At 74.2% G+C, this 25,075-nt stretch carries 3 protein-coding genes; 2 read left to right on the top strand and 1 reads right to left on the bottom strand.

Features of this window, described 5'->3' with window-relative positions:
- Positions 1–29: 29 nt before the first annotated feature.
- On the top strand, positions 30–23,141 hold the full coding sequence (locus tag ACFVHO_RS14055) for a non-ribosomal peptide synthase/polyketide synthase (protein ID WP_385713313.1): 23,112 nt from the start codon (positions 30–32) through the stop codon (positions 23,139–23,141).
- A gap of 15 nt (positions 23,142–23,156) precedes the next feature.
- On the opposite strand, the gene ACFVHO_RS14050 is transcribed toward ACFVHO_RS14055, so the two are convergent.
- Positions 23,157–23,615: an SsgA family sporulation/cell division regulator gene (locus tag ACFVHO_RS14050; protein ID WP_385713311.1), complete on the bottom strand. Its 459-nt coding sequence runs from the start codon at positions 23,613–23,615 to the stop codon at positions 23,157–23,159.
- A gap of 206 nt (positions 23,616–23,821) precedes the next feature.
- Between ACFVHO_RS14050 and ACFVHO_RS14045 the strand changes: the two genes are divergently transcribed.
- Complete coding sequence (locus tag ACFVHO_RS14045) at positions 23,822–25,048, top strand: cytochrome P450 (protein ID WP_385713309.1); 1,227 nt, start codon at positions 23,822–23,824, stop codon at positions 25,046–25,048.
- Positions 25,049–25,075 lie beyond the last annotated feature (27 nt).

Genomic DNA, 25,075 nt, shown 5'->3' with positions numbered 1-25,075 from the left:
ACACGCACAGTTCGACCTCTGGAGCTTTCGTGACCCACCATCAGGAATCCTCCGCCGCCGACACCGCCGAGCTCCGAGCGGGCGACCCCCGCTCGTTCGCGACGTTCCCCGCCCTGTTCCAGGAGCGGGTGGCCGCGACGCCGGACGCGCCTGCCGTGGAGTCGGGCGACCTCTCGTGGACGTACGGGGAGTTGAACGCCCGGGCGAACCGGATCGCGCACTGGCTCATCGGGCGGGGCGTCGGACCTGAGCGTCTGGTCGGGGTGTCCCTGCCACGCTCCGCCGAGCAGGTGGCCGTGCTCCTGGGGATCATGAAGGCCGGTGGTGCCTATCTGCCGATCGACTCGGACTACCCGGGCGAGCGCGTGCGCTACATGGCGGCGGACGCGGCTCCGGCGCTGGTCCTCACCACTCGGGCCGCGGCCACAGGGCTGTCCGCGGACCTGTCGGCGGGCCAGGCGGAGCAACCGGGTCAGACGCACCAGCCGGGTCGAACGGGGCATACGAGTCAGACGGGTCAGGAGAGTGCTCAGGCGGGCCCGGAGGTCGTGGCGGTGGACGAGCCCGCCCTCGTACGCGCGTGGGCGCGGCACCCGGACACCGACCCGACCGAAGCGGATCGCATCGCTCCGCTCGACCCGGCCCACCCCGCGTACGTCATCTACACCTCGGGCTCCACGGGCCGCCCCAAGGGCGTCACCGTCACCCACACCGGCCTGGCCGCCCTGCGCGCCGTCCACGCCGCCCGGTTCGGCCTCACGCCGGGATCCCGCGTGCTGCAGTGCGCGTCGCCCAGTTTCGACGTGTCGGTCTGGGACCTGATCATGAGCCTCACCACGGGCGTCACACTGGTCCTGCCGCCCCAGCTGCGGCTGGTCGGCGACGAGCTGGCCGCCACCCTGGCCCACCGGCGGATCACCCACGTCTCGCTGCCGCCGTCCGTCGTCAACACGCTCCCCGCCGACGCGCCCCGGGCCCTCACGGAGCTGCGCGTCCTGTCCCTGGCCGGTGAGGCCTGCCCGCCCGACCTGATCGCCCGCTGGGCCCCCGGCCGCCTCGTCATGAACGCCTACGGCCCCACGGAGACCACCTGCGCGGCCACCGTGGCCCGCCTCCTCCCCGCCCCCCGCGTCCCCATCGGCACCGCCGTCCCCGGCACCCGACTGCACGTCCTGGACGACCGTCTCGCCCCCGTCCCCCAGGGTTCCCCGGGCGAGCTGTACGTGGCGGGTCCCGGCGTGGCCCGCGGCTACCTGGGCCGCCCGGGCACCACCGCCGACCGGTTCGTCGCCGACCCCTTCGGCGCGCCCGGCCACCGCATGTACCGCACCGGCGACCTGGTCCGCGAGGCCGACGACGGCCAGCTCGAATACCTCGGCCGCACCGACGACCAGGTCAAGATCCGTGGCCTGAGGATCGAGGTCGGCGAGATCGAGGCGACGCTGGCCTCGCACCCCCGGGTCACCCAGGCCGTCGTGATCGCCCACGAAGGGCGGGGCAGCGGCAAGCAGTTGGTCGGGTACGCCGTCCCGGCCGACGCCGACAGCGCGTCGGCCGGTGGCTCCCGCGCGGGCGGCGGCACGGGCTATCTGGACCTCAGCTCGGGGTTCGCGACGGGCGAGCTGCGGACGTTCCTGGCCCGGCGGTTGCCGGACTTCATGGTGCCGGCGACGGTGATGGTCCTTGACCGGTTGCCGTTGACGACGAACGGCAAGGTCGACAAGAAGGCGTTGCCGGAGCCGGAGTTCAAGGGCGGGGCCTATCGGGCGCCGCGCACGGCGGAGGAGGAGGTCCTGGCGGGCGCGTTCGCCGCCGTGCTCGGCCTGGAGCGGGTCGGCATCGATGACGACTTCTTCGCCGTGGGCGGGGACAGCATCCAGTCCATCCAGGTCGTCTCCCGCGCGCGGGCGGAGGGGCTTGAGGTCAGCGCGCGGGAGGTGTTCGAGTCCCGGACGGTGGCCCGGCTTGCGGAGGTGGCGGTCGCCAACCGGCTGTCCGGCGCTGTCACCGTGTTGGAGGAGTTGGAGGGCGGGGGCGTCGGGTGGATGCCGCTGCTTCCGGTCGCGCAGTTGCTGCGGGGGTGGGGGCCCGGGTTTGACCGGTTCCTGCAGGCGATGGTCCTCGACCTCCCGGAAGGGATCGAGGCCGGGCAGTTGGCAGCCACGCTGAGTGCGGTGATCGACCGGCATGACCTGCTGCGCGCACGGCTCGTGGAGTCGGACGGCGGGGGCGGGCTGGAGGTCGCTCCGGCTGGATCCGTCGACGTCAACGCGCTCATCACCCGGGTGGAGTGCGACGGGGACTGGGCGAGCGCGGCCTGGCACGCCTCGCTGATGGCCGAGCTGGAGACGGCTGCGGCTTCGCTGGACCCGGCGAGCGGGGTGATCGCGAGGTTCGTGTGGTTCGACCCCACCGACGCCGGTGACGGCGCCGCCCCCGGGCGGTTGCTGGTCGCGTTGCATCACCTGGTGGTGGACGGGGTGTCCTGGCGCATCCTGATGCCCGACCTCGCCGTGGCCTGGGAGCAGGTCCGCGACGGCCGCACCCCGGAGCTCGCGCCGGTGGCGACCTCGATGCGGCGCTGGGCCCACGCCCTGGCCGAGGAGGCCACCAGCACCAAGCGGACCGCCGAACTGGAGCTGTGGCAGTCCATCGTGGAGGGCCCGGACCCGGTCCTGGGCGCGCGCCGTCTCGACCCGGCCCTCGACGTCATCGCCACCCTCACCGAAACCCGCGTCCAGCTCCCGGCACAGGTCACCGAAGCCCTCCTGACCACGGTCCCGGCCGCGTTCCACGGCGAGGTCAACGACGGCCTCCTGGCCGGTCTCGCCCTGGCGCTGGCCAAGTGGCGCCAGACGCGCGGCACCGACGAGTCGTCCTCGCTGATCCGTCTGGAGGGCCACGGCCGGGAGGAGGCGGCCGCCCCGGGCGCGGACCTCTCCGAGACGGTGGGCTGGTTCACCAGCGTCTTCCCCGTCCGCCTCGACCTCACCGACGCCGACCTCGACGACGCCCTCAACGGCGGCCCGGCCGCCGCGCGCGTACTCAAAGCCGTCAAGGAACAGCTGCGCGCCATCCCGGACAAGGGCATCGGCTACGGCCTGCTGCGCCACCTCAACCCCCACACCGCCCACGTCCTGGCCGCCCACGGACACGGCCAGGTCGGCTTCAACTACCTCGGCCGCTTCTCCACCCACACCGACATGCCCGCCCACGCCCAAGGTCTCGGCTTCACCCAGGCCACCGACGTGGAGGAGCTCGCGGAGCTCGACGCCGCGCAGGACCAGGCCATGCCCGCCCCCGCCGAAGTCGACATCAACGCCTCCGTCACCGACACCCCCCAAGGCCCCCAGCTCGGCGCCCTGTTCACCGCCCCCACCGGCGTCCTCACCCGCGCCGAAGTACAAGAACTCGCCGACCTGTGGTGCACCGCCCTGGAGGGCCTGGCCCGGCACGCCGCCCAGACCGGCGCCGGAGGCCTGACCCCCTCCGACATCCCCCTCGTCACCGCCACCCAGAGCGACATCGAAGCCTGGGAGGAACAGTTCCCCGGCCTGTCCGACGTCTGGCCGACCTCCCCCCTCCAGTCCGGCCTGCTGTTCCACACAGCGATGGCGGCCGAGTCGGGCACGTCGTTCGACGCGTACCAAGTCCAGTACGTGCTGCACCTCTCCGGGCGGATCGAACCGGCCCGGATGCGCGCCGCCGGACAGGCCATGCTCGACCGCCACCCCGCCCTGCGCACCGCCTTCGTCAACGGCACGGACGGGGGCGACCTCGTCCAGCTCGTCGTGGACGGCGTCGAGCTGCCCTGGCAGGAGGTCGACCTCGGCGGCACCGAGCAGGCCTTCGAGGACTTCCTCGCCGAGGACCTGAAGCACCACTTCGACCCGCTCCGACCGCCGATGCTGCGGCTCTCCCTCATCAAGCGGGACGAGAAGCGGGACGGGGAGCGGGACGAGGAACGGCACGACCTGGTCTTCACGGCCCACCACGCGCTGTTCGACGGCTGGTCTCTGCCCCTGCTCGTCCAGGACCTCCTGCGGTGTTACGCCGACGGCGGCGCCCAGGCGCGGCCGCCCGCGCGGACGTACCGCGACTACCTCGCCTGGCTGGCCCAGCAGGACCCCGAGGTCTCCGCCGAGGCCTGGCGGCACGAGCTGGACGGCGTCGACGAGCCGACCCTCCTCGCGCCGGGCGTCCGGGCCGGAGCCGACAGCGCCGGGATCGACCAGGTCTCCGTGCCGCTGTCCGCGCCGCGGGCCCGCGAGTTGGGGCGCCGCGCGGCCGAGGCGGGCGTCACCCTCAACACCGTGGTGCAGGGCGCGTGGGGCCTTCTGCTCAGCCAGTTGACGAACCGTCAGGACGTGGTGCTCTCCGCCACGGTGGCGGGGCGGCCGCCCACCATGCCGGGGGTGGACTCGATCGTCGGGATGTTCCTCAACACCCTGCCCGTACGCTTCCGTTGCGCACCCAGCGGCACCCTCGCCGACCTCCTGACCGGCCTCCAGGAGCGGCAGGCCGCCCTCCTGGACCACCACCACTACGGCCTCACCGAGATCCATGAGGCGACCGGCCTGAAGGCGCTGTTCGACACCATCATCGGGTTCGAGTCCTTCCCGATGGACCGGTCGGGCATCGCCGAGGCGAGCGCGGCGGCGGGGATCACCGTCTCCGGGATCCGCGCGTTCACCGCGAGCCACTACCCGGTGACCGTGTTCGTCTACCCGGACGGCCCGCAGCCGCGGCTCGACCTGCAGTACCAGCGGAACGTCTTCGACCGGGAGACGGCCGACGACCTCGCCGCCCGGTTCGCCCGCGTCCTGCGGCAGTTCGCGGCGGACCCCGCCCTGCCGGTCGCCGCCGTGGACATCCTGGAGCCCGCCGAGCACCGCCGGTTGCTGGAGCGCGCCCACGCCGCCGCCGAGCCGGTGCCCGACACCACGGTGCCGGGGCTCGTGGCGCGGCAGACCGCCCGTACGCCGGAAGCGGTGGCGGTGGCCTGCGGCGACGTGACGTACACGTACCGGGAACTGGACGCGCGCGCGAACCGGCTCGCGCGGGAGCTGATCGCTCGCGGAGCGGGCCCGGAGACCGTCGTCGGCCTCGCCCTGCCGCGCTCCGCGGACCTCGTCGTCGGCATGCTCGCCGTCCTCAGGTCCGGCGCCGGATACCTGCCGATCGACCCCAAGTACCCGAGCCACCGCCTCGACTTCGTGCTGGCGGAGGCGCGGCCGACGCTGATCCTGACGGACACCGGGACCGCCGGGGTGCTGCCCGCCTCCGACGTGCCGCAGCTGCGCCTCGACGAGCTGACCCTCGACGGTTCGCCGTCGGCGCCGGTCACCGACGCCGAGCGGCGCGCGCCGCTCGGCCCCGACCACATGGCGTACGTGATGTACACGTCCGGTTCCACGGGCACCCCCAAGGGTGTCGTCATCACGCACGCCAACGTCGTCAACGGCGTGACGCAGTTGGCGGCGCGGGTGGGCGGCGGCGCGGGCACGCGGATGCTCGCGGGTACGTCCGTCAACTTCGACGTGTCGGTGTTCGAGACGTTCACGACGCTGGCCACCGGCGGCACCGTCGAGGTCGTCCGGGACGCGCTGGCGCTGGTCGAGCCCGGCGCGCCGACGGTGGGCGTGGTCAGTACCGTGCCGTCGGTCTTCGCCGAGATGGCCGACCGGATCGCCGGGACGACGACGGGCGGAGACACCATCGACGAGCCCGGCCCGGGCGGCCGCGCACCCGGCTCAGGACCCGGCACGCTGGTGTTCGCCGGTGAGGCGCTGCCCGCGTCCCTCGTGCGCCGGGTCCGCGAGGCCATGCCCGGCGTGACGGTCGTGAACGCCTATGGCCAGAGTGAGACCTTCTACGCCACCACGTTCGCGCTCGCCGCCGACGCGGACTGGCAGGGCGTGGGCAGCACCCCGATCGGCACACCGCTCGGGAACATGCGCACCTACGTCCTCGGTCCCGCCCTGACGCCCGTCCCCCCGGGTGTGGTGGGCGAGTTGTACGTGGCGGGGAACATCGGCCGCGGCTACCACGGCCGGGCCGCGCTCACCGCGGACCGCTTCGTCGCCGACCCGTTCGGACCGGCCGGTGGCCGCATGTACCGCACGGGCGATCTGGCCCGCTGGAACGCCGACGGGCAACTGGAGTACCGGGGGCGGAGCGACGCGCAGGTCAAGGTGCGCGGCTTCCGGGTCGAGCCCGCCGAGGTCGAGGCGGCCCTCACCGCCCACCCGGACGTGGCGCAGGCGGTCGTGGTCGCCCGCGACGACGGCGGTCCGGCGGGGCGGCGCCTGGTGGCGTACGTGGTCCGCGACGGCGACGGCGGGGCGGGCGAGGGCACGGCAGGGCTGCGGGACTTCCTGTCGGGCAGGCTGCCCGACTACCTCGTGCCGTCGGCGTTCCTGACCCTGGAGAGGCTGCCGCTGACCCCGAACGGGAAGGTGGACCGGGGCGCGCTGCCGGAGCCCGAGTTCACCGGCGCCGGGTACCGGGCGCCCCGCACCCCGCGCGAGGAGGCGCTGTGCGCCCTGTTCGCGGAGGTCCTCGGTGTGCGCCGGGCCGGGATCGACGACGACTTCTTCGACCTGGGCGGGCACTCGCTGCTCGCCACCAAGCTCATCAGCCGCATCCGCACGGTCCTCGGCGCCGAGGTGCCGCTGCGCACCCTCTTCGCGCACCCGTCGGTGGCCCGGCTCGCCCCGGCGCTCGCGGAGGGGCCGGGCGCGCGGACGCCCCTGGCGCCCGCCGTGCGGCGGCCGGAGCGGCTGCCGCTGTCGTTCGCCCAGCAGGGCCTGTGGTTCCTGCACGAGCTCCAGGGCCCGTCGGCGACGTACAACATGCCGTACGTCCTGCACCTCACCGGCACGCTCGACCTGCACGCCCTGGAGTCGGCGCTCGGCGACCTCGTCGCCCGCCACGAGCCGCTGCGCACCGTCTACCCGACGACCGGCGGCAAGCCTCACCAGCACGTCCTCGACCCGCGGGAGGCCGCGGTCGGCCTGCCGGTGCGGGACGTCGCCGAGGACGATCTCGCCGCGGCGGTCGCCGGGGCCGCGCGGCACGCCTTCGACCTGTCCGGCGAAGTGCCGCTGCGGGCACACCTGTTCAGGCTCGCGCCCGAGCGGTCGGCGCTGGTGCTCGTGTTCCATCACATCGCGGTCGACGGCTGGTCCCTCGCGCCGCTCGCCCGGGACCTCGCCACCGCCTACACCGCCCGGCTCGCGGGCACCGCGCCCGACTGGCCGCCGCTGCCGGTGCGGTACGCCGACCACACGCTGTGGCAGCACGACCTCCTCGGTGCCGCGGACGACCCCGACAGCCTCCTCAGCCGGCAGCACGCCTACTGGGCGGAGCAGCTCGCGGGCCTGCCCGAGCAGGTCACCCTGCCCGGCGACCGCCCGCGCCCGCCCGCCCTCGCCCACACCGGCGACACGGCGACGTTCGCCCTCGACGCCGCGCTGCACCGCGGGCTCGTCGACCTGGCCCGGTCGTCGGGCACCACGGTCCACATGGTGCTCCAGGCCGCCACGGCCGCGCTGCTCACCCGGCTCGGCGCCGGTACGGACATCGCCGTCGGCAGCGGCACCGCGGGCCGCGAGGACGACCAACTCACCGACGTGGTCGGCATGTTCGTCAACATGCTCGTGCTGCGTACGGACACCTCGGGCAACCCGGCGTTCGCGGACCTCCTCGCCCGGGTACGCGAGACCAGCCTGGCCGCGTACGCCCACGACGTACCCTTCGAGACCCTGGTCGAGCGGCTGAATCCGCGGCGCTCGGCGTCCCGGCACCCGCTGTTCCAGGTCGCGCTCACCCTGCAGAACAACGAGGAGGCCCGGTTCGAGCTGCCGGGGCTGCGGGTCCGCGCCGAGACCGTCGGCACCGGGACGTCCCGCTACGACCTGCTGCTCAGCGTGTCCGAGACGTTCGCGCGGGCGGGGGCCACCGAGGGCGGCGGTACGCCCGCCGGGGTCACCGTGGACGTCGAGTACTCCACGGAGCTGTACGACGCGGCGACCGTCGAGGCGTTCGTGGAGCGCTGGCGGCGGCTCCTGACGGCCGTGGCCGCCGACCCCGGGCTGCGCGTCGGCGCGGTCGACCTGCTCACCGAGGCGGAGCGGCGCCTGCTCCTGTCGCCCGCGGAGGAGGTGCCGCACTCCGACGCGGTGTCTCCCGAGGCGGCGGCTTCGGGTGCGACGACGCTGGCGGAGCTGTTCGAGGACCGGGCCCTGGCCCACCCGGATGGCACGGCGGTCGTCGACGGCCAACTCTCCTGGTCGTACCGGGAGTTGAACGAGCGTGCCAACCGGATCGCGCACTGGCTCATCGGGCAGGGCATCGGCCCCGAGCGAGTGGTCGCTGTCGTCCTGCCCCGCTCCTGCGAGCAGTTGGCCGCCGTCCTGGGCATCGCCAAGGCGGGCGCCACGCATCTGCCGATCGACCCGACGTACCCGGCCGATCGCATCGCCTTCCTCGCCGGGGACGCGCGGCCCGCCCTGACCCTCACGGACCGGGCCACGGCCGACGGCCTCCCGCCCGAGCCGCACCGCGCCCTGAGCGCCCTCGGCGGCGGCCTGGTCGCGGTCGACGCGCCCGACGTCCGGGCGGCCTGGCGGCAGGCGCCCGCCACCGACCCCACGGACGCCGCCCGCACCACGCCCCTCACCCCCGCGCACGCCGCGTACCTCATCTATACGTCGGGCTCCACGGGCCACCCGAAGGGCGTCACCGCCACCCACACCGGCCTCGCCGGGCTCGGCGCCGCGCTGGCCGAGCGTGCCCGCGCGACCCCGGGCAGCCGTGTCCTCCAGCTGTCGTCGGTCAGCTTCGACGCGTCCGTCCTCGAATACGCGATGGCGTTCCGCTCCGGCGCCGCCCTGGTCATTCCCGGTGAACCACGCCTGGTCGGAGAGGAGTTGGCCCGCTTCCTCGCCGACCAGAGGATCACCCACGCCTTCATACCGCCCTCCGTCCTCGCCACCCTCCCGCCCGGGGCCCCGGCCGCCCTCACCGAGCTGCGCGACCTCATCGTGGGCGCGGAGGCCTGCCCGCCGGACCTGGTTGCCCGCTGGTCGCCCGGCCGCCGCCTCCTCAACGGCTACGGACCCACCGAGATCACCGCCCTCGCCACCATCAGCCGCCCCATGACGGACGACCGCGTCCCCATCGGCCTCCCACTCCCCCGCACCCGACTGCACGTCCTCGACGAACACCTCGCCCTCACCCCACCCGGCACCCCCGGCGAGCTGTACGTCGAAGGCGCAGGACTCGCCCGCGGCTACCTCGGCCAACCCGCCCTCACCGCCAGCCGCTTCACCGCCAACCCCTACGGCCCACCCGGCTCCCGCCTCTACCGCACCGGCGACCTCGTCCGCCGCGCCCCCGACGGCCAACTCGAATACCTCGGCCGCACCGACGACCAAGTCAAGATCCGCGGTATCCGCATCGAACCCGGCGAGATCCAGGCCGCGTTGACTGAGCACCCGGGCGTCGCCCAGGCGGTCGTGACCGTCCGGGAGGGCAACGGGAGTCGGCAACTGGTGGGCTATGTAGTGCCGGTGGGGTCGCCTGCGCCGGAGATATCGTCCGCGCCGGTGGGCTCGTCGGCACCCACGGCTTCGTCAGCTTCGGCGGAGTCCCACGCGCTCAGTGACCTGGACGTCGATCTGGCCACCGTGCTCTCGGCGCGTGAGCTGCGCCGCTTCCTCGCCGCGCGGCTGCCGGAGTTCATGGTGCCCGGAGTGTTCGTGGTCCTCGACCGGCTGCCGCTCACGTCGAACGGCAAGGTGGACCATCGGGCCCTGCCCGAGCCGGAGTTCACCGGCGGCGACTACCGCGCGCCGGGCTCGGCGGAGGAGAAGGTCCTCGCCGGGGTCTTCGCGGAGGTGCTCGGCCTCGGCCGGGTCGGTGTCGACGACGACTTCTTCGCCGTCGGCGGCGACTCCATCCGCTCCATCCAGGTCGTCTCGCGGGCCCGCGCCCAGGGCGTCGAGATCACGCCGAGGCAGATCTTCGAGTGCCGCACGGTGGCCGAACTCGCGGTCGCGGCGGCGCCCGGGGGCCCGGGAGCCAGTGCCGCCCCGGCAGGCCCGAAGGAGCTGGCGGAGCTGGAGGGCGGCGGCGTCGGCTGGATGCCGCTCCTGCCCTTGGCCCGCTACATGACCGCCGAACTCGGTTCCGCCATCAGCCGGTTCTCGCAGTCCAGCGTCCTGGACCTGCCCGAGGACATCGAGGAGGCGGGCCTCGTCGCGACCCTCACGGCCGTCGTCGACCACCATGACGTGCTGCGCTCGCGCTTCCTCACCGAGGGTGAGGGCGGCCTGGAGGTCGGCGCGCCCGGCACCGTCGACGTGGCGTCGCTGGTGCACCGGGTGGAGTACGCGGGCGAGTGGAGCTCGGACGCCTGGCGGCAGGCGGCAGAGGCTGAACTCGACGCCGCCACAGGGCGATTGGATCCGGCGGCGGGGGTGATGGCGCAGTTCGTGTGGTTCGACACCGCGGGTTCCGGCGCGGCCGGGCGGCTCATCGTGGTGCTGCATCACCTGGTGGTGGACGGGGTGTCCTGGCGGATCCTGGTGCCGGACCTGGCCGCGGCCTGGGAGCACGTCAAGGCGGGCCGGACGCCGGAGCTCGCGCCGGTGGCGACCTCGCTGCGCCGCTGGTCCCACGCCCTGAAGGACGAGGCGAACAGCGACACCCGCACCGCCGAACTCCCCCTGTGGCAGGGCATCTTGGACGGTCCGGACCCCGACCTCGGCGCCCGGCTCTTCGACAGCTCCGTTGACACCTCAGCCACCGTGGACCACCTCTGGGTGGAGCTGCCGGTGGCGGTGACGGAGTCGCTCCTGACGACCGTCCCGGCCGCGTTCCACGGCGGTGTCAACGACGGCCTGCTCGCCGCGCTCGCCCTGGCCGTCTCGCGCTGGCGCGAGGAGCGGGGCGTGGCGGAGTCCTCCACGCTGATCCGTCTGGAGGGTCACGGCCGTGAGGAGTACGTGGCTCCGGGTGCGGACGTGTCGCGCACGCTGGGCTGGTTCACGAGCATGTTCCCGGTACGTCTGGACGTGGCGGGGCACGACGTGGCCGAGGCGTTCGCGGGCGGCCGGGCCGCCGGGTCGGTGGTCAAGGCGGTCAAGGAGCAGCTCCTCGCGGTGCCGGACAAGGGCATCGGCTTCGGTCTGCTGCGCTACCTCAACGCGGACACCTCCCGTGCCCTTGAGGGGCGGTCGACGGGCCAGATCGCGTTCAACTACCTGGGCCGGTTCTCCGCCGACGACATGCCCGAGGAGCTGCGCGGCCTGGGCTGGAGCATCGCCCCCGACACCGACGCGCTCATCGCCGACCTCAACGCGGACATGCCCGCCCTCGCCACGGTCGAGCTGAACGCGTACGTCACCGACGGCGCGGGCGGCCCACGCCTGAGTGCCCGGTTCGGCTTCCCCACCGGCCTGCTCGCGGAGGACGAGGTGCGCCGTCTGGCGGACCTGTGGCGCGAGGCCCTGGACGGCCTCACCCGCCATGCCGCCACCCCGGACGCGGGCGGCCTCACGCCGTCCGACGTGCCCCTGGTCACCGCCCGGCAGTCCAACATCGAGGCCTGGGAGGCGGCACACCCCGGCCTCACGGACGTATGGCCGCTGACCCCGATGCAGTCGGGCCTGCTCTACCACAGCATGCTCGGCGCCGACGAGCACGACGCCTACCAGGTCCGCCTGGTGCTCCACCTGTCCGGACAGGTGGACCCGCACCGCATGCGGGCGGCCGGGCAGGCGCTGCTCGACCGGTACGCGAACCTGCGGGCCGCGTTCGTCACCGACGCGCGCGGCGAGCTGGTCCAGCTCATCGCGGACGACGTCGAACTCCCGTGGGCCGAGGCGGATCTGAGCGCGCTCGCCCCGGACGATCGGGAGGTGGCCCTCGCAAGGCTGCTCGCCGAGGACCAGGTCACCCACTTCGACCCGGCCACCGCGCCGCTGCTGCGGATGTGCCTGGTCAAGATGGACGACAACCTCTCCGAGCTGGTCTTCAGCGCCCACCACGTGCTGTACGACGGCTGGTCCTTCCCCATGCTCATCCAGGACCTCCTGCGCCTCTACGGCTCCCACGGCGACCCCGCCGACCTGCCCCGCGTACGCAGCTACCGGGAGTTCCTGGCCTGGCTCGACCGGCAGGACCGGGGCGAGGCCGCTCGTGCCTGGGCGCGCGAGCTGGACGGGGTCGAGGAGCCGACTCTGCTCGCCCCGGGCGCCCCCGACTCCCCCGGCCGGGCCGAGCCCGGCATGGTCGAGGTGCCGCTGCCCACGGAGGACGCCCGCACACTGTCACGGCGCGCCTCGGAACTCGGCATCACCCTCAACACCCTCGTCCAGGGCGCCTGGGCCCTCGCCCTCGGTCAGCTGACGGGACGTCAGGACGTCACGTTCGGCGCCACCGTCTCCGGACGACCCCCGTCCGTCACCGGCGTCGACACCATGGTCGGCCTGTTCATCAACACCCTGCCCGTCCGCGTGGCAGCCGAGCCCGGCCAGACCCTGGCCCAGCTCCTCACCGGCCTCCAGGAACGCCAGGCCGCACTCCTCGACCACCAGCACCACAGCCTGTCGGACATCCAGCGGGCCATCGGGCTGGACTCCCTGTTCGACACCATGATCGGGTTCGACTCCTATCCGATCGACACCGTCTCCCTCGCCGACGCGTACTCGGCGGCGGGTGTCGCGGTGGCGGGCCTCAGCGCGGTGAGCGGCACGCACTACCCGCTGACGGTGGTGGCCGACGCCGAGCCCCAGCTGCGCCTGCTCCTCCAGTACCAGCACCATGTCTTCGACCGTGCCGCCGTGGTCTTGGTCGCCGAGCGGTTCGCCCGGGTCCTGCGGCAGATCGCCGATGATCCGCAGTTGCCGGTGGACCGCGTGGACACGCTGTCGTCCGCCGAGCGGGAGCAGGTCCTGCACGGGTTCAACGACACCGGCCTCTCGGTGCCGCAGTTGACGCTCCCGCAGTTGTTCGAGCGGCACGCGGCGGCCATGCCGGACGCGGTCGCCGTCACGCACGGCGGCACGTCGTGGACGTACCGGACGCTCGACGAGCGCGCGAACCGCGTCGCGCACTGGCTGCTCGCCCAAGGCGTCGGCACGGACCAGCTCGTCGGGACCGCCCTGCCCCGCTCGGCCGAGCTGATCGCGGTCCTCCTCGGCATCGCCAAGGCGGGCGCCGCCCATCTGCCCATCGACCCCGAGTACCCGGCCGACCGCATCGCCCACCTGATCCGCGACGCCCGCCCGGCCCTCACCCTCACCACCCTCGACACCGCGCCCCGCCTGCCCGACGACCTGCCCACGCGGGCCGTCGCCGTGGACGCGCCGGACGTGCGGGCGGCCTGGGAGGGCGCGGCCGCGACAAGGCCCGGTGACGCCGACCGCAGCGCGCCCCTCACCACCGCCCACACCGCGTACGTCATCTACACCTCGGGCTCGACTGGGCGGCCGAAGGGCGTCACCGTCACCCACGCCGGGCTCGCGGGGCTCGGTACGGCCCTGGCCGCGCGGGCGCGGGTCGCCCGGGGCAGCAGGGTCCTGCAGCTGGCGTCCGCCGCCTTCGACGCCTCCGTCCTGGAGCACACGATGGCGCTGTGCGGGGGCGCCGCCCTGGTCGTGCCCGAGCAACCCCGGCTCGCGGGCCAGGAGTTGGCGGACACCCTGGCCGGGCACCGGATCACGCACGCCTTCATCCCGCCGTCCGTGCTCGCCACCCTGCCCGCCGACGCCCCGGACACCCTCACCGCCCTGCGGGGACTCATGGTCGGCGCCGAGGCCTGCCCGCCGGACCTCGCCGCCCGCTGGGCGCCGGGGCGCCGCCTCCTCAACGTCTACGGCCCCACCGAGACCACGTCGGTGTCGACCCTCAGCGAACCCCTGACCGGGGAGCGCGCCCCCATCGGCACACCCCTGCCCCACACTCGGATGTACGTGCTCGACGCGCGGCTGAACCTCACCCCGCCGGGAGCGCCCGGCGAGCTGTACATCGAGGGCGCCGGACTGGCCCGCGGCTACCTCGGCCGACCCGCCCTCACCGCGAGCCGCTTCACCGCCAACCCCTACGGCCCGCCCGGATCCCGCCTCTACCGCACCGGCGACCTGGTACGGCTTGCCCCCGACGGCCAGCTCGAATTCCTCGGCCGCACCGACGACCAGGTCAAGGTCCGCGGCTTCCGCATCGAGCCCGGTGAGATCCAGGCCGCCCTCACCGCCCAACCCGCCGTTGCCCAGGCCGTGGTGACGGCCCATCAGGACGAATCGGGCGACCGGCGCCTCGTCGCGTATGTCGTGCCCGCCGCGTCGGCGGAGCTATCCGTGCCCGCGCTGCGGGACGCGCTGACGGAGCTGCTGCCCGCGCCCATGGTCCCGTCGGCCTTCGTCACGCTCGACGCGATCCCGCTGACGGTCGGCGGCAAGGTGGACCGGCGTGCGCTGCCCGCGCCCGAGCGGGCGTCGGGCGGTGCGGGGCGGGCGCCGCGCTCGCCGCGCGAGGAGGTCCTGTGCGCGCTGTTCGCGGAGGTCCTGGACGCGGCGGCGGTGACCGTCGACGACAGCTTCTTCGACCTGGGCGGGCACTCGCTGCTCGCCACGAAGCTCATCAGCCGCATCCGCACGGCCCTCGGCGCCGAGGTGGCGCTGCGGACGCTGTTCACGCACCCCACGGTCGCGGGGCTCGCCGCCGCGCTGGACGACGGCGGCCCGTCCGCGACACAGGCGCCGCTGGTGCGGGTCGAGCGGCGGCCCGAGCGGCTCCCGCTGTCGTTCGCGCAGCAGCGCCTGTGGTTCCTGCACCGGCTCGAAGGCCCCTCGGCGACGTACAACATGCCGTTCGTCCTGCGCCTCAGCGGTGAACTGGACGTCGTGGCACTGGAGTCGGCGGTGTGTGATCTCGTCGCCCGGCACGAGACGCTGCGCACGGTGTTCCCGATGGCCGACGGCAAGCCGTACCAGCGCGTCCTGGACGCGCAGGAGGCGCGGCCGCCACTGCGGGTGCGGCGGGTCACCGACGAGGAGCTGCCGGGCGCGCTCGACGAGGCCGCGCGGTACGCCTTCGACCTGGGCGCCGAAATGCCGCTGCGGGCCTGGCTGTTCGAGGTCGGTCCCGACGAGCGCGTACTGACCGTGGTGGTCCATCACATCGCGGGCGACGGCTGGTCGCTCGCGCCGCTCGCGCGGGACCTCGCCGCCGCCTACACCGCGCGGCGCGCGGGCGGCGCACCGGACTGGGCGCCCCTGCCGGTGCAGTACGCCGACTACACGCTGTGGCAGCACGAGCTGCTCGGCGACGCCGACGACCCGGACAGCCGGTTCAGCGAGCAGTACGCGTACTGGGCCGGGCAGCTCGGCGGCCTGCCCGAGCAGGTCACCATCCCCGCCGACCGGCCGCGCCCCGCCGTCCTGTCCACCCGCGGCGACCTGGTCCGGCTCTCCCTGGACGCCGACCTCCACCAGGGCGTCACCGACCTGGCGCGCGGCGCCGGAGCCACGCCGTTCATGGTGCTCCAGGCCGCGATGGCCGCGCTGCTCACCCGGCTCGGCGCGGGCACGGACATCCCCATCGGCAGCGGGGTCGCCGGCCGCACCGACGAGGGCCTGAAGGACCTGATCGGCCTGTTCGTGAACACGCTGGTGCTGCGCACGGACACCTCCGGCGACCCGGCGTTCGCCGACCTGCTCGCGCGGGTACGGGAGACGAGCCTCGCGGCCTACTCCCACCAGGACGTCCCCTTCGAGGGCCTGGTGGAGCGGCTCAACCCACAGCGCTCCCCCTCCCACCACCCGCTGTTCCAGATCGTCCTGGTCCTGCAGAACAACGAGGAGGCGCGGTTCGACCTGCCGGGCCTGCGGGTGCGCACCGTGACCACCGGCACCGGCACGTCCCGCTACGACGTGCTGCTCAGCCTGTCCGAGACCTTCCGGGACCGGACCACGCCCGCCGGGGTCACCGTCGACGTCGAGTACTCCACGGAGCTGTTCGACCCCGCCACCATCGAGGTGTTCGTCGCCCGCTGGGAACGGCTCCTTCGGGCCGTGGTGGCCGACCCCGGGCTGCGGATCGGCGCCGCCGACCTGCTCACCGGCGCCGAGCGCGCGGAGCTGCTCGCGGCGCCGGAACGGGCCGAGGCCGAGGTGCCCGCGGCGACCTGGCCGGAGCTCTTCGAGGCCGCGGTGCGGGCCACGCCGGACGCCACGGCCGTGGAGTCGGGCAAACTCCTGTGGTCCTACGCGGAGTTGAACGAGCGGGCCAACCGGATCGCGCACTGGCTCATCGGGCAGGGCATCGGCCCGGAGGACCTGGTGGCCGTGGCCCTGCCCCGCTCGTGCGAGCAGGTCGCCGCCGTCCTCGGCGTCACCAAGGCGGGCGCCGCCCACCTCCCGGTCGACCCGGAGTACCCGGCCGACCGCGTCGCCCACCTCGTCGAGGACGCGCGGCCCGCGCTCGTCCTCACCACCCGCGAGACCGCCCGCCGCCTGCCCGCCGGCCTGGCCGCGCGCCTGACCGTCGTGGACGCCCCCGAGACGCGCGCGGCCTGGGACCGGTCCCCCGCGACCGACCCCACCGACGCGGAGCGCACCACCGCGCTCACGCCCGCCCACCCGGCGTACGTCATCTACACCTCGGGCTCCACCGGCCGCCCCAAGGGCGTCACCCTGACCCACGCGGGCCTGGCCCCGCTGCGCGCCACCCAACTGCGGGACCTCGCGCCGGGCCCGGGCGCCCGGGTGCTTCAGGCGGCGTCCACCGGCTTCGACGTGGCGGTGTGGGACCTGCTCATGGGCCTGACGACCGGCGCGACACTGATCCTGCCGACCCAACCGCGCCTGGTCGGGGACGAGTTGGCGCGCGCCCTGGCGGGCCGCCGCGTCACGCACGTCACGCTGCCGCCGTCCGTCGTCGCCACCCTGCCCGCCGACGCCCCCGAGACGCTCGGGGAGCTGCGGGTCCTGACGGTGGCCGGAGAGGCGTGCCCGCCGGAGCTCGCGGCCCGGTGGGCACCCGGCCGCCGCCTCATGAACGGCTACGGGCCCACGGAGATCACCTGCGACGCCACCATGGCGCGGCTCACCACCGGCCCCCGGGTGCCCATCGGCACCGCCGCCGTCGGCACCCGTCTGTACGTCCTCGACGAGCGTCTCGGCCTCACCCCGCCCGGCGTCCCGGGCGAGCTGTACGTGGCGGGCCCCGGTCTGGCGCGTGGCTATCTGGGGCGGGCCGCGCTGACGGCGGACCGGTTCGTCGCCGATCCGTACGGGCCCGCGGGCACCCGCATGTACCGCACGGGCGACCTGGTCCGGCGGGCCGCGGACGGGCAGTTGGAGTATCTGGGCCGGGGCGACGAGCAGCTCAAGATCCGCGGGTTCCGCGTCGAGCCCGGGGAGGTCCAGGCGGCCCTCACCGACCAGCCCGGCGTGGCCCGCGCGGTCGTCACCACCCACGACACCGACGACGGTGACCGGCAGCTGGTCGCGTACGTGGTGCCCGCCACCGACGACGACACCGGCGAGCGGCACGTCGCCCAGTGGGGACGCGTCTACGACGCCGTGTACACGGAGGCGCCCGACGTGCCGCTCGGCACCGACTTCCACGGCTGGAACAGCACGTACACCGGCCGTCCGCTGCCTCTCGACGAGATGCGGGAGTGGCGCGACGCCACCGTCGCCCTCATCCGTGAGCACCGGCCGCGGCACGTCCTGGAGATCGGCGCGGGTTCGGGGCTGCTCCTGGGGCCGCTGGCGCCGGACGTGGAGTCGTACCTGGCGACGGACCTGTCCGCCGCGTCCGTGGACCGGCTCGCCGCGCTCACCGCGCACTGGGACCACGTGCGGGTGCGCCACCAGGCCGCGCACGACTTCACGGGGCTGCCCGCCGGGCACTTCGACACGATCGTGCTGAACTCGGTGGTCCAGTACTTCCCCGGCCACCCCTATCTGACGGGCGTCCTGGACCAGGCCCTCGCGCACCTCGCGCCCGGCGGCCGCGTCATCGTCGGCGACGTCCGCCACCACGGGCTCCTCCCGGCCCTGCAGACCGCCGCGCACGCGCCGCGCGGCGGGGTCACGACGACTCCGGGTCTGTACGACGCGGTGCAGCGCTCCGTGCTCACCGAGGAGGAACTCCTCGTCCACCCCGGCTACTTCACCGCCTACGCGCACCGCAACCCGGGCACCACGGGCGTCGACATCCGCCTCAAGCGTGCCACCGCGCACAACGAGCTGAGCCGCCACCGCTACGACGCCGTCCTGCACACCGCGCCCCACCCGGCCGACCTCGCCGCCGCCCCCGCCCGCCCCTGGCCCGAGGACGGCTCTCCCGCCGACGTCGCCGCCACCCTGGACGGGCTCGCGGCCGCCGCCGAAGGACCGCTGCGCGTCACCGGCATCCCCAACGCGCGCCTCACCCGCGAAGTCGCCGCCCAGCGGGCCGCGTCGGGCAGCACGCCCCTGGAGCACATCCGGCACCTCCTCGCCCACGCCGACACCCGGGCCGTCGACCCCGAGGACGTCCACCGCTGGGCGCGGGAGCGGGGCCGCACGGTCCGCGCCACGTGGAGCGGGCACGCCCTGGACGCCTTCGACGCGCTGATCCTGCCGCCGGGCGCCGACGGAGCGCACGTCGGCACCTACGACTCGCCCGCCCCGCCCGCGGCGCCCGCCAACTCCCCCGCGGGCACGGCGGCGACCGCGGACCTGCTCGCCGCCGTGCGGCAGAACCTGAAGGAGCGGCTGCCCGCGCCGATGGTGCCGTCGGCGCTCGTCCCCATCACGGAGGTGCCCCTCACCCCCAACGGCAAGATCAACCACCGGGCGCTGCCGAGCCCCGGCCACCGTTCCGCCGGGGACGGCCGGGCCCCGCGCACGCCCCGCGAGGAGATCCTCTGCGCCCTGTTCGCCGAGGCCCTCGCGCTGCCCGCGCCCGTCACCGTCGACGACGACTTCTTCGACCTGGGCGGGCACTCGCTGCTCGCCACGAAGCTCATCAGCCGCATCCGCACGTCCCTCGGCGCCGAGCTGCCGCTGCGGCTGCTCTTCGCCCACCCCACGGTCGCCGGGCTCGCCCCGCACCTGGACACGGCCGCGCGGGCGCAGACCCCGCTGGCGCCCGCGGTGCGGCAGCCCGAGCGGCTTCCGCTGTCGTTCGCCCAGCAGCGCCTGTGGTTCCTGCACAAGCTGGAGGGCCCGTCGCCGACGTACAACATGCCGTTCGTCCTGCATCTGACCGGTGACCTCGACGTCCCGGCGCTGACGGCGGCGCTCGGCGACGTCGTGGCGCGCCACGAGACCCTGCGCACCGTCTTCCCGGTCGTCGACGGCAAGCCCCACCAGCGCGTCCTCGAACCGCACGAGGCGCCGCTCGACCTGCCCGTGCGGCCGGTGCGCGAGGACGAGCTGACGGCGGCCGTCGCGGCCGCCGCGCGGCACGCCTTCTCCCTCACCGACGAACCGCCCCTGCGCGCCCGGCTGTTCACCGTCGGCCCGAACCGGTCGGTGCTCGTGCTCGTGCTCCACCACATCGCCGCCGACGGCTGGTCACTGACCCCGCTCACCCGGGACCTCACCGCCGCGTACACCGCGCGGCGCGCGGGCGGCGCGCCGGACTGGGCGCCCCTGCCGGTGCAGTACGCCGACTACACGCTGTGGCAGCACGACCTCCTCGGCGACGCCGACGACCCGGACAGCCGCTACGGCAGGCAGCACGCCTACTGGGCCGAGCAGCTCGCCGGGCTGCCCGAGCAGGTCACGCTGCCCGCCGACCGGCCGCGCCCGGCCAGCCCGGACCACACCGGCGAGTTCACCCGGTTCACCGTGGACGCGCGCCTGCACCAGCGGGTCACGGAGCTGGCCAGGGCCGCGGGCGCCACCGTGCAGATGGTGTTCCAGGCATCGATGGCGGCGCTCCTGACGCGGCTCGGCGCGGGCGACGACATCGCCATCGGCACGCCGATCGCGGGGCGCACCGACGCGGGCCTCGACGACCTCGTCGGGTTCTTCGTGAACACGCTGGTGCTGCGCACGGACACCTCCGGCAACCCGGCGTTCGCGGATCTCCTCGCGCAGGTCCGGGAGGCGAGCCTCGCCGCGTACACGCATCAGGACGTGCCGTTCGAGAGCCTCGTGGAGAAGCTGAACCCGCGGCGCTCGCCGTCCCGGCACCCGCTGTTCCAGGTCGCGCTCGCCCTGCAGAACAACGAGCAGGCCCACTTCGACCTGCCCGGCCTCCGGGTGCGCACGGAGGGCGCGGCGACCGGCACGTCCCGGTACGACCTGCTGCTCACGCTGTCCGAGAAGTTCGAGGGCCGGGCGACGCCCGCGGGCCTGGTGATCGGCGTCGAGTACTCCACGGAGCTGTACGACGCGGCGACCGTCGAGGCGTTCGTGGAGCGCTGGCGACGGCTCCTGACGGCCGTGGCCGCCGACCCCGCGCTGCGCATCGGCGACGCCGACCTGCTCACGACGGCGGAGCGCGACCTGCTCCTGGCCCCCGGGGAGCAGCCGGACGAGGCGGCGGTGGAGCCCCTGACGCTGCCCGCGCTCTTCGAGGCCACGGCACACGCGACGCCGGCCGCGTCGGCGGTCGTGGACGGGCCGCGCACCTGGTCGTACGCGGAGTTGAACGAGCGGGCCAACCGCATCGCGCACTGGCTCATCGCGCAGGGCGTCGGCCCCGAGCAGCGGGTGGGCGTGGCCCTGCCCCGCTCCGGGGAGCAGATCGCCGCCGTCCTCGGCATCACCAAGGCGGGCGCCGCCCACCTCCCCATCGACCCGTCCTACCCCGCCGACCGCATCACCTTCCTCACCGCCGACGCCCGGCCCGCGCTCGTCCTCACCGACGACCCCACGGCCCGGGACCTTCCCCCGGAGCTGCCCGCGCGCCTGGTCCCGCTCGACGCGTCCGACGTACGCGACGCGCTGGCACAGGCATCCACCGCCGACCCCACGGACGCCGACCGCACGGCTCCCCTCACGCCCGCGCACCTCGCGTACGTCATCCACACATCGGGCTCGACGGGACGGCCGAAGGGCGTCGCGGCCACGCACTCCGGCCTCGCGGGTCTCGGTACGGCCCTGGCCGTACGGGCGGAGGTCACCGCCGAAAGCCGGGTGCTCCAGCTGTCGTCCGTGAGCTTCGACGCCTCGGTCCTGGAGTACACGATGGCGTTCCGTGCCGGAGCCACGCTCGTCGTTCCGGGCCAACCCCGGCTCGCGGGCGAGGAGTTGGCCGACGCCCTGGCCGAGCACCGGATCACGCACGCGTTCGTCCCGCCCTCGGTCCTGGCGACGCTGCCCGCCGACGCCCCGCGTGCCCTCACCGGGCTGCGGGGGCTCATGGTGGGCGCGGAGGCCTGTCCGCCGGATCTGGTGGCCCGCTGGTCGCCGGGCCGCCGTCTCCTCAACGGCTACGGACCCACCGAGATCACCGCCCTCGCCACCATCAGCCGACCCATGACGGGCGACCGCGTCCCCATCGGCCTGTCGCTGCCGCGCACCCGCCTGCACGTCCTCGACGAACACCTCGCCCTCACCCCGCCCGGCACCCCCGGCGAGCTGTACGTGGAGGGCGCCGGGCTGGCCCGGGGTTACCTCGGCCAACCCGCCCTCACCGCGAGCCGCTTCACCGCCAACCCCTACGGCCCGCCGGGCTCACGTCTCTACCGCACGGGCGACCTCGTCCGCCGCGCCCCCGACGGCCAACTCGAATACCTCGGCCGCACCGACGACCAGGTCAAGATCCGCGGCTTCCGCATCGAACCCGGCGAGATCCAGGCCGCCCTCACCGCCCAACCCTCCGTCGCTCAGGCCGTGGTGACTACTCGTCAGACCGAGGCGGACGACCTACGGCTCATCGCGTACGTCGTACCCGCCGTGCCCGGCGAGCTCCCTCTTCCCGAACTGCGCACGGCACTCCAGGAACGGCTGCCGGCGCACCTGGTCCCGTCCGCGATCGTCGCCCTCGACGCCATCCCGCTGACACCGAACGGGAAGGTCGACCGACGCGCCCTGCCCGCGCCCGGACTCCCCGCGACCACCGGGGGGCGGGCGCCGCGCTCGCCCCGCGAGGAGATCCTGTGCACGCTCTTCGCCGAGGTGCTCGGCATCGGCGAAGTCGGCGTCGACGACAGCTTCTTCGACCTGGGCGGGCACTCGCTGCTCGCCACGACCCTCATCAGCCGCATCCGCACCACCCTCGGCGCCGAGGTGCCGCTGCGCGTCGTCTTCGTGCAGGCGACGCCCGCCCGGCTCGCCGCCCACCTCGACGACGCCACCGACGGCGACAACTCCCTGGACGTCCTGCTGCCGCTGCGCACCGGCGGGGACCTGCCGCCGCTGTTCTGCGTGCACCAGGGCGGCGGCGACAGCTGGAGCTACGCCAATCTGCTGCCGCTGCTCAGCGCCGACTTCCCCGTCTACGGCCTGCAGTCACGACTGCTCCGACACCCCGACGACGTGCCCGCGAGCATCGACGAGATCGCGGCGGACTGCGTCGAGCAGATGCGACGCGTCCAGCCCACGGGCCCGTACCACCTGCTCGGGCACTCCTTCGGCGGCATCGTCTCGCACGCCATGGCCGCGCTCCTCGAGCGGTCCGGCGAACGCGTCGAGGTCATCGTCTCCCTGGACAGCGAACCCGCGCGGCCGGTCCCGGCCGACGAGCTGGAGCGGATGGACGACACCGGACGCATCTACGCGACGCTGCTCGAACTGATGGGCGCCGAGCCGGACTCCGACCGCCTCACCTACGAACAGTTCACCGAGGCGGCGAGGACCACCGGCACGGCACTCGGCTCACTGTCCGAGGAGGAGGTGGCGGCGCTGGTGCGGCGGACCCGGCACTTCGTGCGCCTGGCCGGACAGCACCAACACGAACGGGTCGCCACCGACATGCTCCTGTTCGCGGCCACCGACCGGGAACCGCCGCTCGTCACGGCCGAGATGTGGCGCGGGTACGTCGACGGGCACATCACCCGCCACCTCGTCCGGTCCAAGCACCACACCCTCGTACGCCCCGACGTCCTGCGGTCCCTCGCGCCGGTCATCGAGGAACGGCTGCGGCGGTCCGCCGGGGCCGCGGACGGACCGCGGTCCGCGTGAGCGCGCCGCCCGCGGCTACGCCGCGTGCTCCCCGAACGGGCTCTCGCTGTCGCCCAGGCAGGCCGCCACGAGCTCGTCCAGGCAGATCCGCTCCGCGCCCGGCGCCACGATCTCGTGGGTGGTGGCGAGGAAGGCGGTGACGTCGGCCGCGGCGGCGTGCAGCACGCCGTGGGAGCGACCCGCGGGGCCCGGCATGCCGAACAGCTCGATGCGCACGCCGGACCCGCGGCCCGTGTCCGCGGTCGGCTCGACGCGGACGTCGCCCTCACCGGCCGGGCCCCGGCAGCCGTCGCCGAGGAGCTGCCGGTCCAGGCGCCAGCGCGTCACCTCACCGCCCTCGCAGTGGAACGTCATGGTGACCGCGAAGGGATCGGCGGCCGCGTAGGCGAGATCGGCGGAGAGGGGGGCCCGGCCGCCGGGTACGTCGGCGGTCTCCAGTTCCATGAACACCGTCACTCTGACCTCGGCCTCCACGGCGTGCCTCCAGGGGATTCGGGGGGTGGTGGGACCCGTATGCCCCGACGGGCTCGGGGAATGCGGGGAAAACACTTGATGGGTGACATGTAACAGCTGACGGATGACGGCGAACAGCCGACAGATGACGGCTGACGCACTCTGTTGGTTCTTTTCCTTGATCAATAGGCTGTGCCGGCCAGGCAGTCGCCCTCCGAAGGAGCACCGTGTCCACTGCTCAGCCCATACCGGACATTCTCTCGCCCGAGTTCGCGGCCGATCCTTACCCTGTCTATCGCGCCCTGCGGGAACAAGCCCCGCTGCTGTGGCACGAGCCCACCAAAAGCTACCTCGTCTCCCGCTACGAGGACGTGGCCCGTGTCTTCAAGGACAAGGAGGCACAGTTCACCACGGAGAACTACGACTGGCAGCTCGAGCCCGTGCACGGCCGGACGATACTCCAGCTCAGCGGCCGTGAACACGCCGTCCGCCGGGCCCTCGTCGCCCCGGCCTTCCGCGGCAGCGAGCTGCGGGACGTCTTCCTGCCGGTCATCCGCCAGAACTCCGAGGAGCTGATCGACGCCTTCCGCGACCGCGGCTCCGCGGACCTGGTGGCCGACTACGCCACCCGCTTCCCGGTGAACGTGATCGCCGACATGCTCGGCCTGGACAAGGCCGACCACGCCCGGTTCCACGGCTGGTACACCACCGTCATCGCCTTCCTCGGCAATCTGGCGGGCGACCCCGAGGTGACGGCCGCGGGCGAGCGGACCCGGGTGGAGTTCGCCGAGTACATGTTCCCGGTGATCGCCGAGCGCCGGAAGAACCCGGGGACCGACCTGCTCTCGGCGCTGTGCGCCGCCGAGGTCGACGGGGTGCGGATGAGCGACGAGGACATCAAGGCGTTCTGCAGCCTGCTGCTCGCCGCGGGCGGCGAGACCACCGACAAGGCCATCGCCGGGATCTTCGCGAACCTGCTCACGCACCCCGACCAGCTCGCCGCCGTGCGCGCGGACCGCACCCTGATCGACCGGGCGTTCGCGGAGACCCTGCGCCACTCCCCGCCGGTCCACATGATCATGCGGCAGAGCGCGGTCGACGTCGAGGTGGCCGGGGGCACCATTCCCGCCGGTGCCACCGTGACCTGCCTCATCGGCTCCGCCAACCGGGACGGCGAGCGCTACCGCGATCCCGACCGGTTCGACATCTTCCGGGACGACCTGACGGCCACCACCGCGTTCTCCGCGGCGGCCGACCATCTCGCGTTCGCCCTCGGCCGGCACTTCTGCGTGGGCGCGCTGCTCGCCCGCGCCGAGGTGGAGACGGGTGTCAACCAACTCCTCGACGCCATGCCGGACATGCGGCTCGCCGACGGCTTCGTGCCCTCGGAGCAGGGCGTGTTCACACGGGGCCCCGCCGCCCTGCCCGTGGAGTTCACGCCCGTGCCGCGCTGAGCTCCGTCCCGCCGCCGGACGCGGCGC

The organism is Streptomyces sp. NPDC127108, assembly GCF_042677545.1.
Taxonomy (GTDB): Bacteria; Actinomycetota; Actinomycetes; order Streptomycetales; family Streptomycetaceae; genus Streptomyces.
This window is presented reverse-complemented; position numbering and strand designations above follow the sequence as displayed.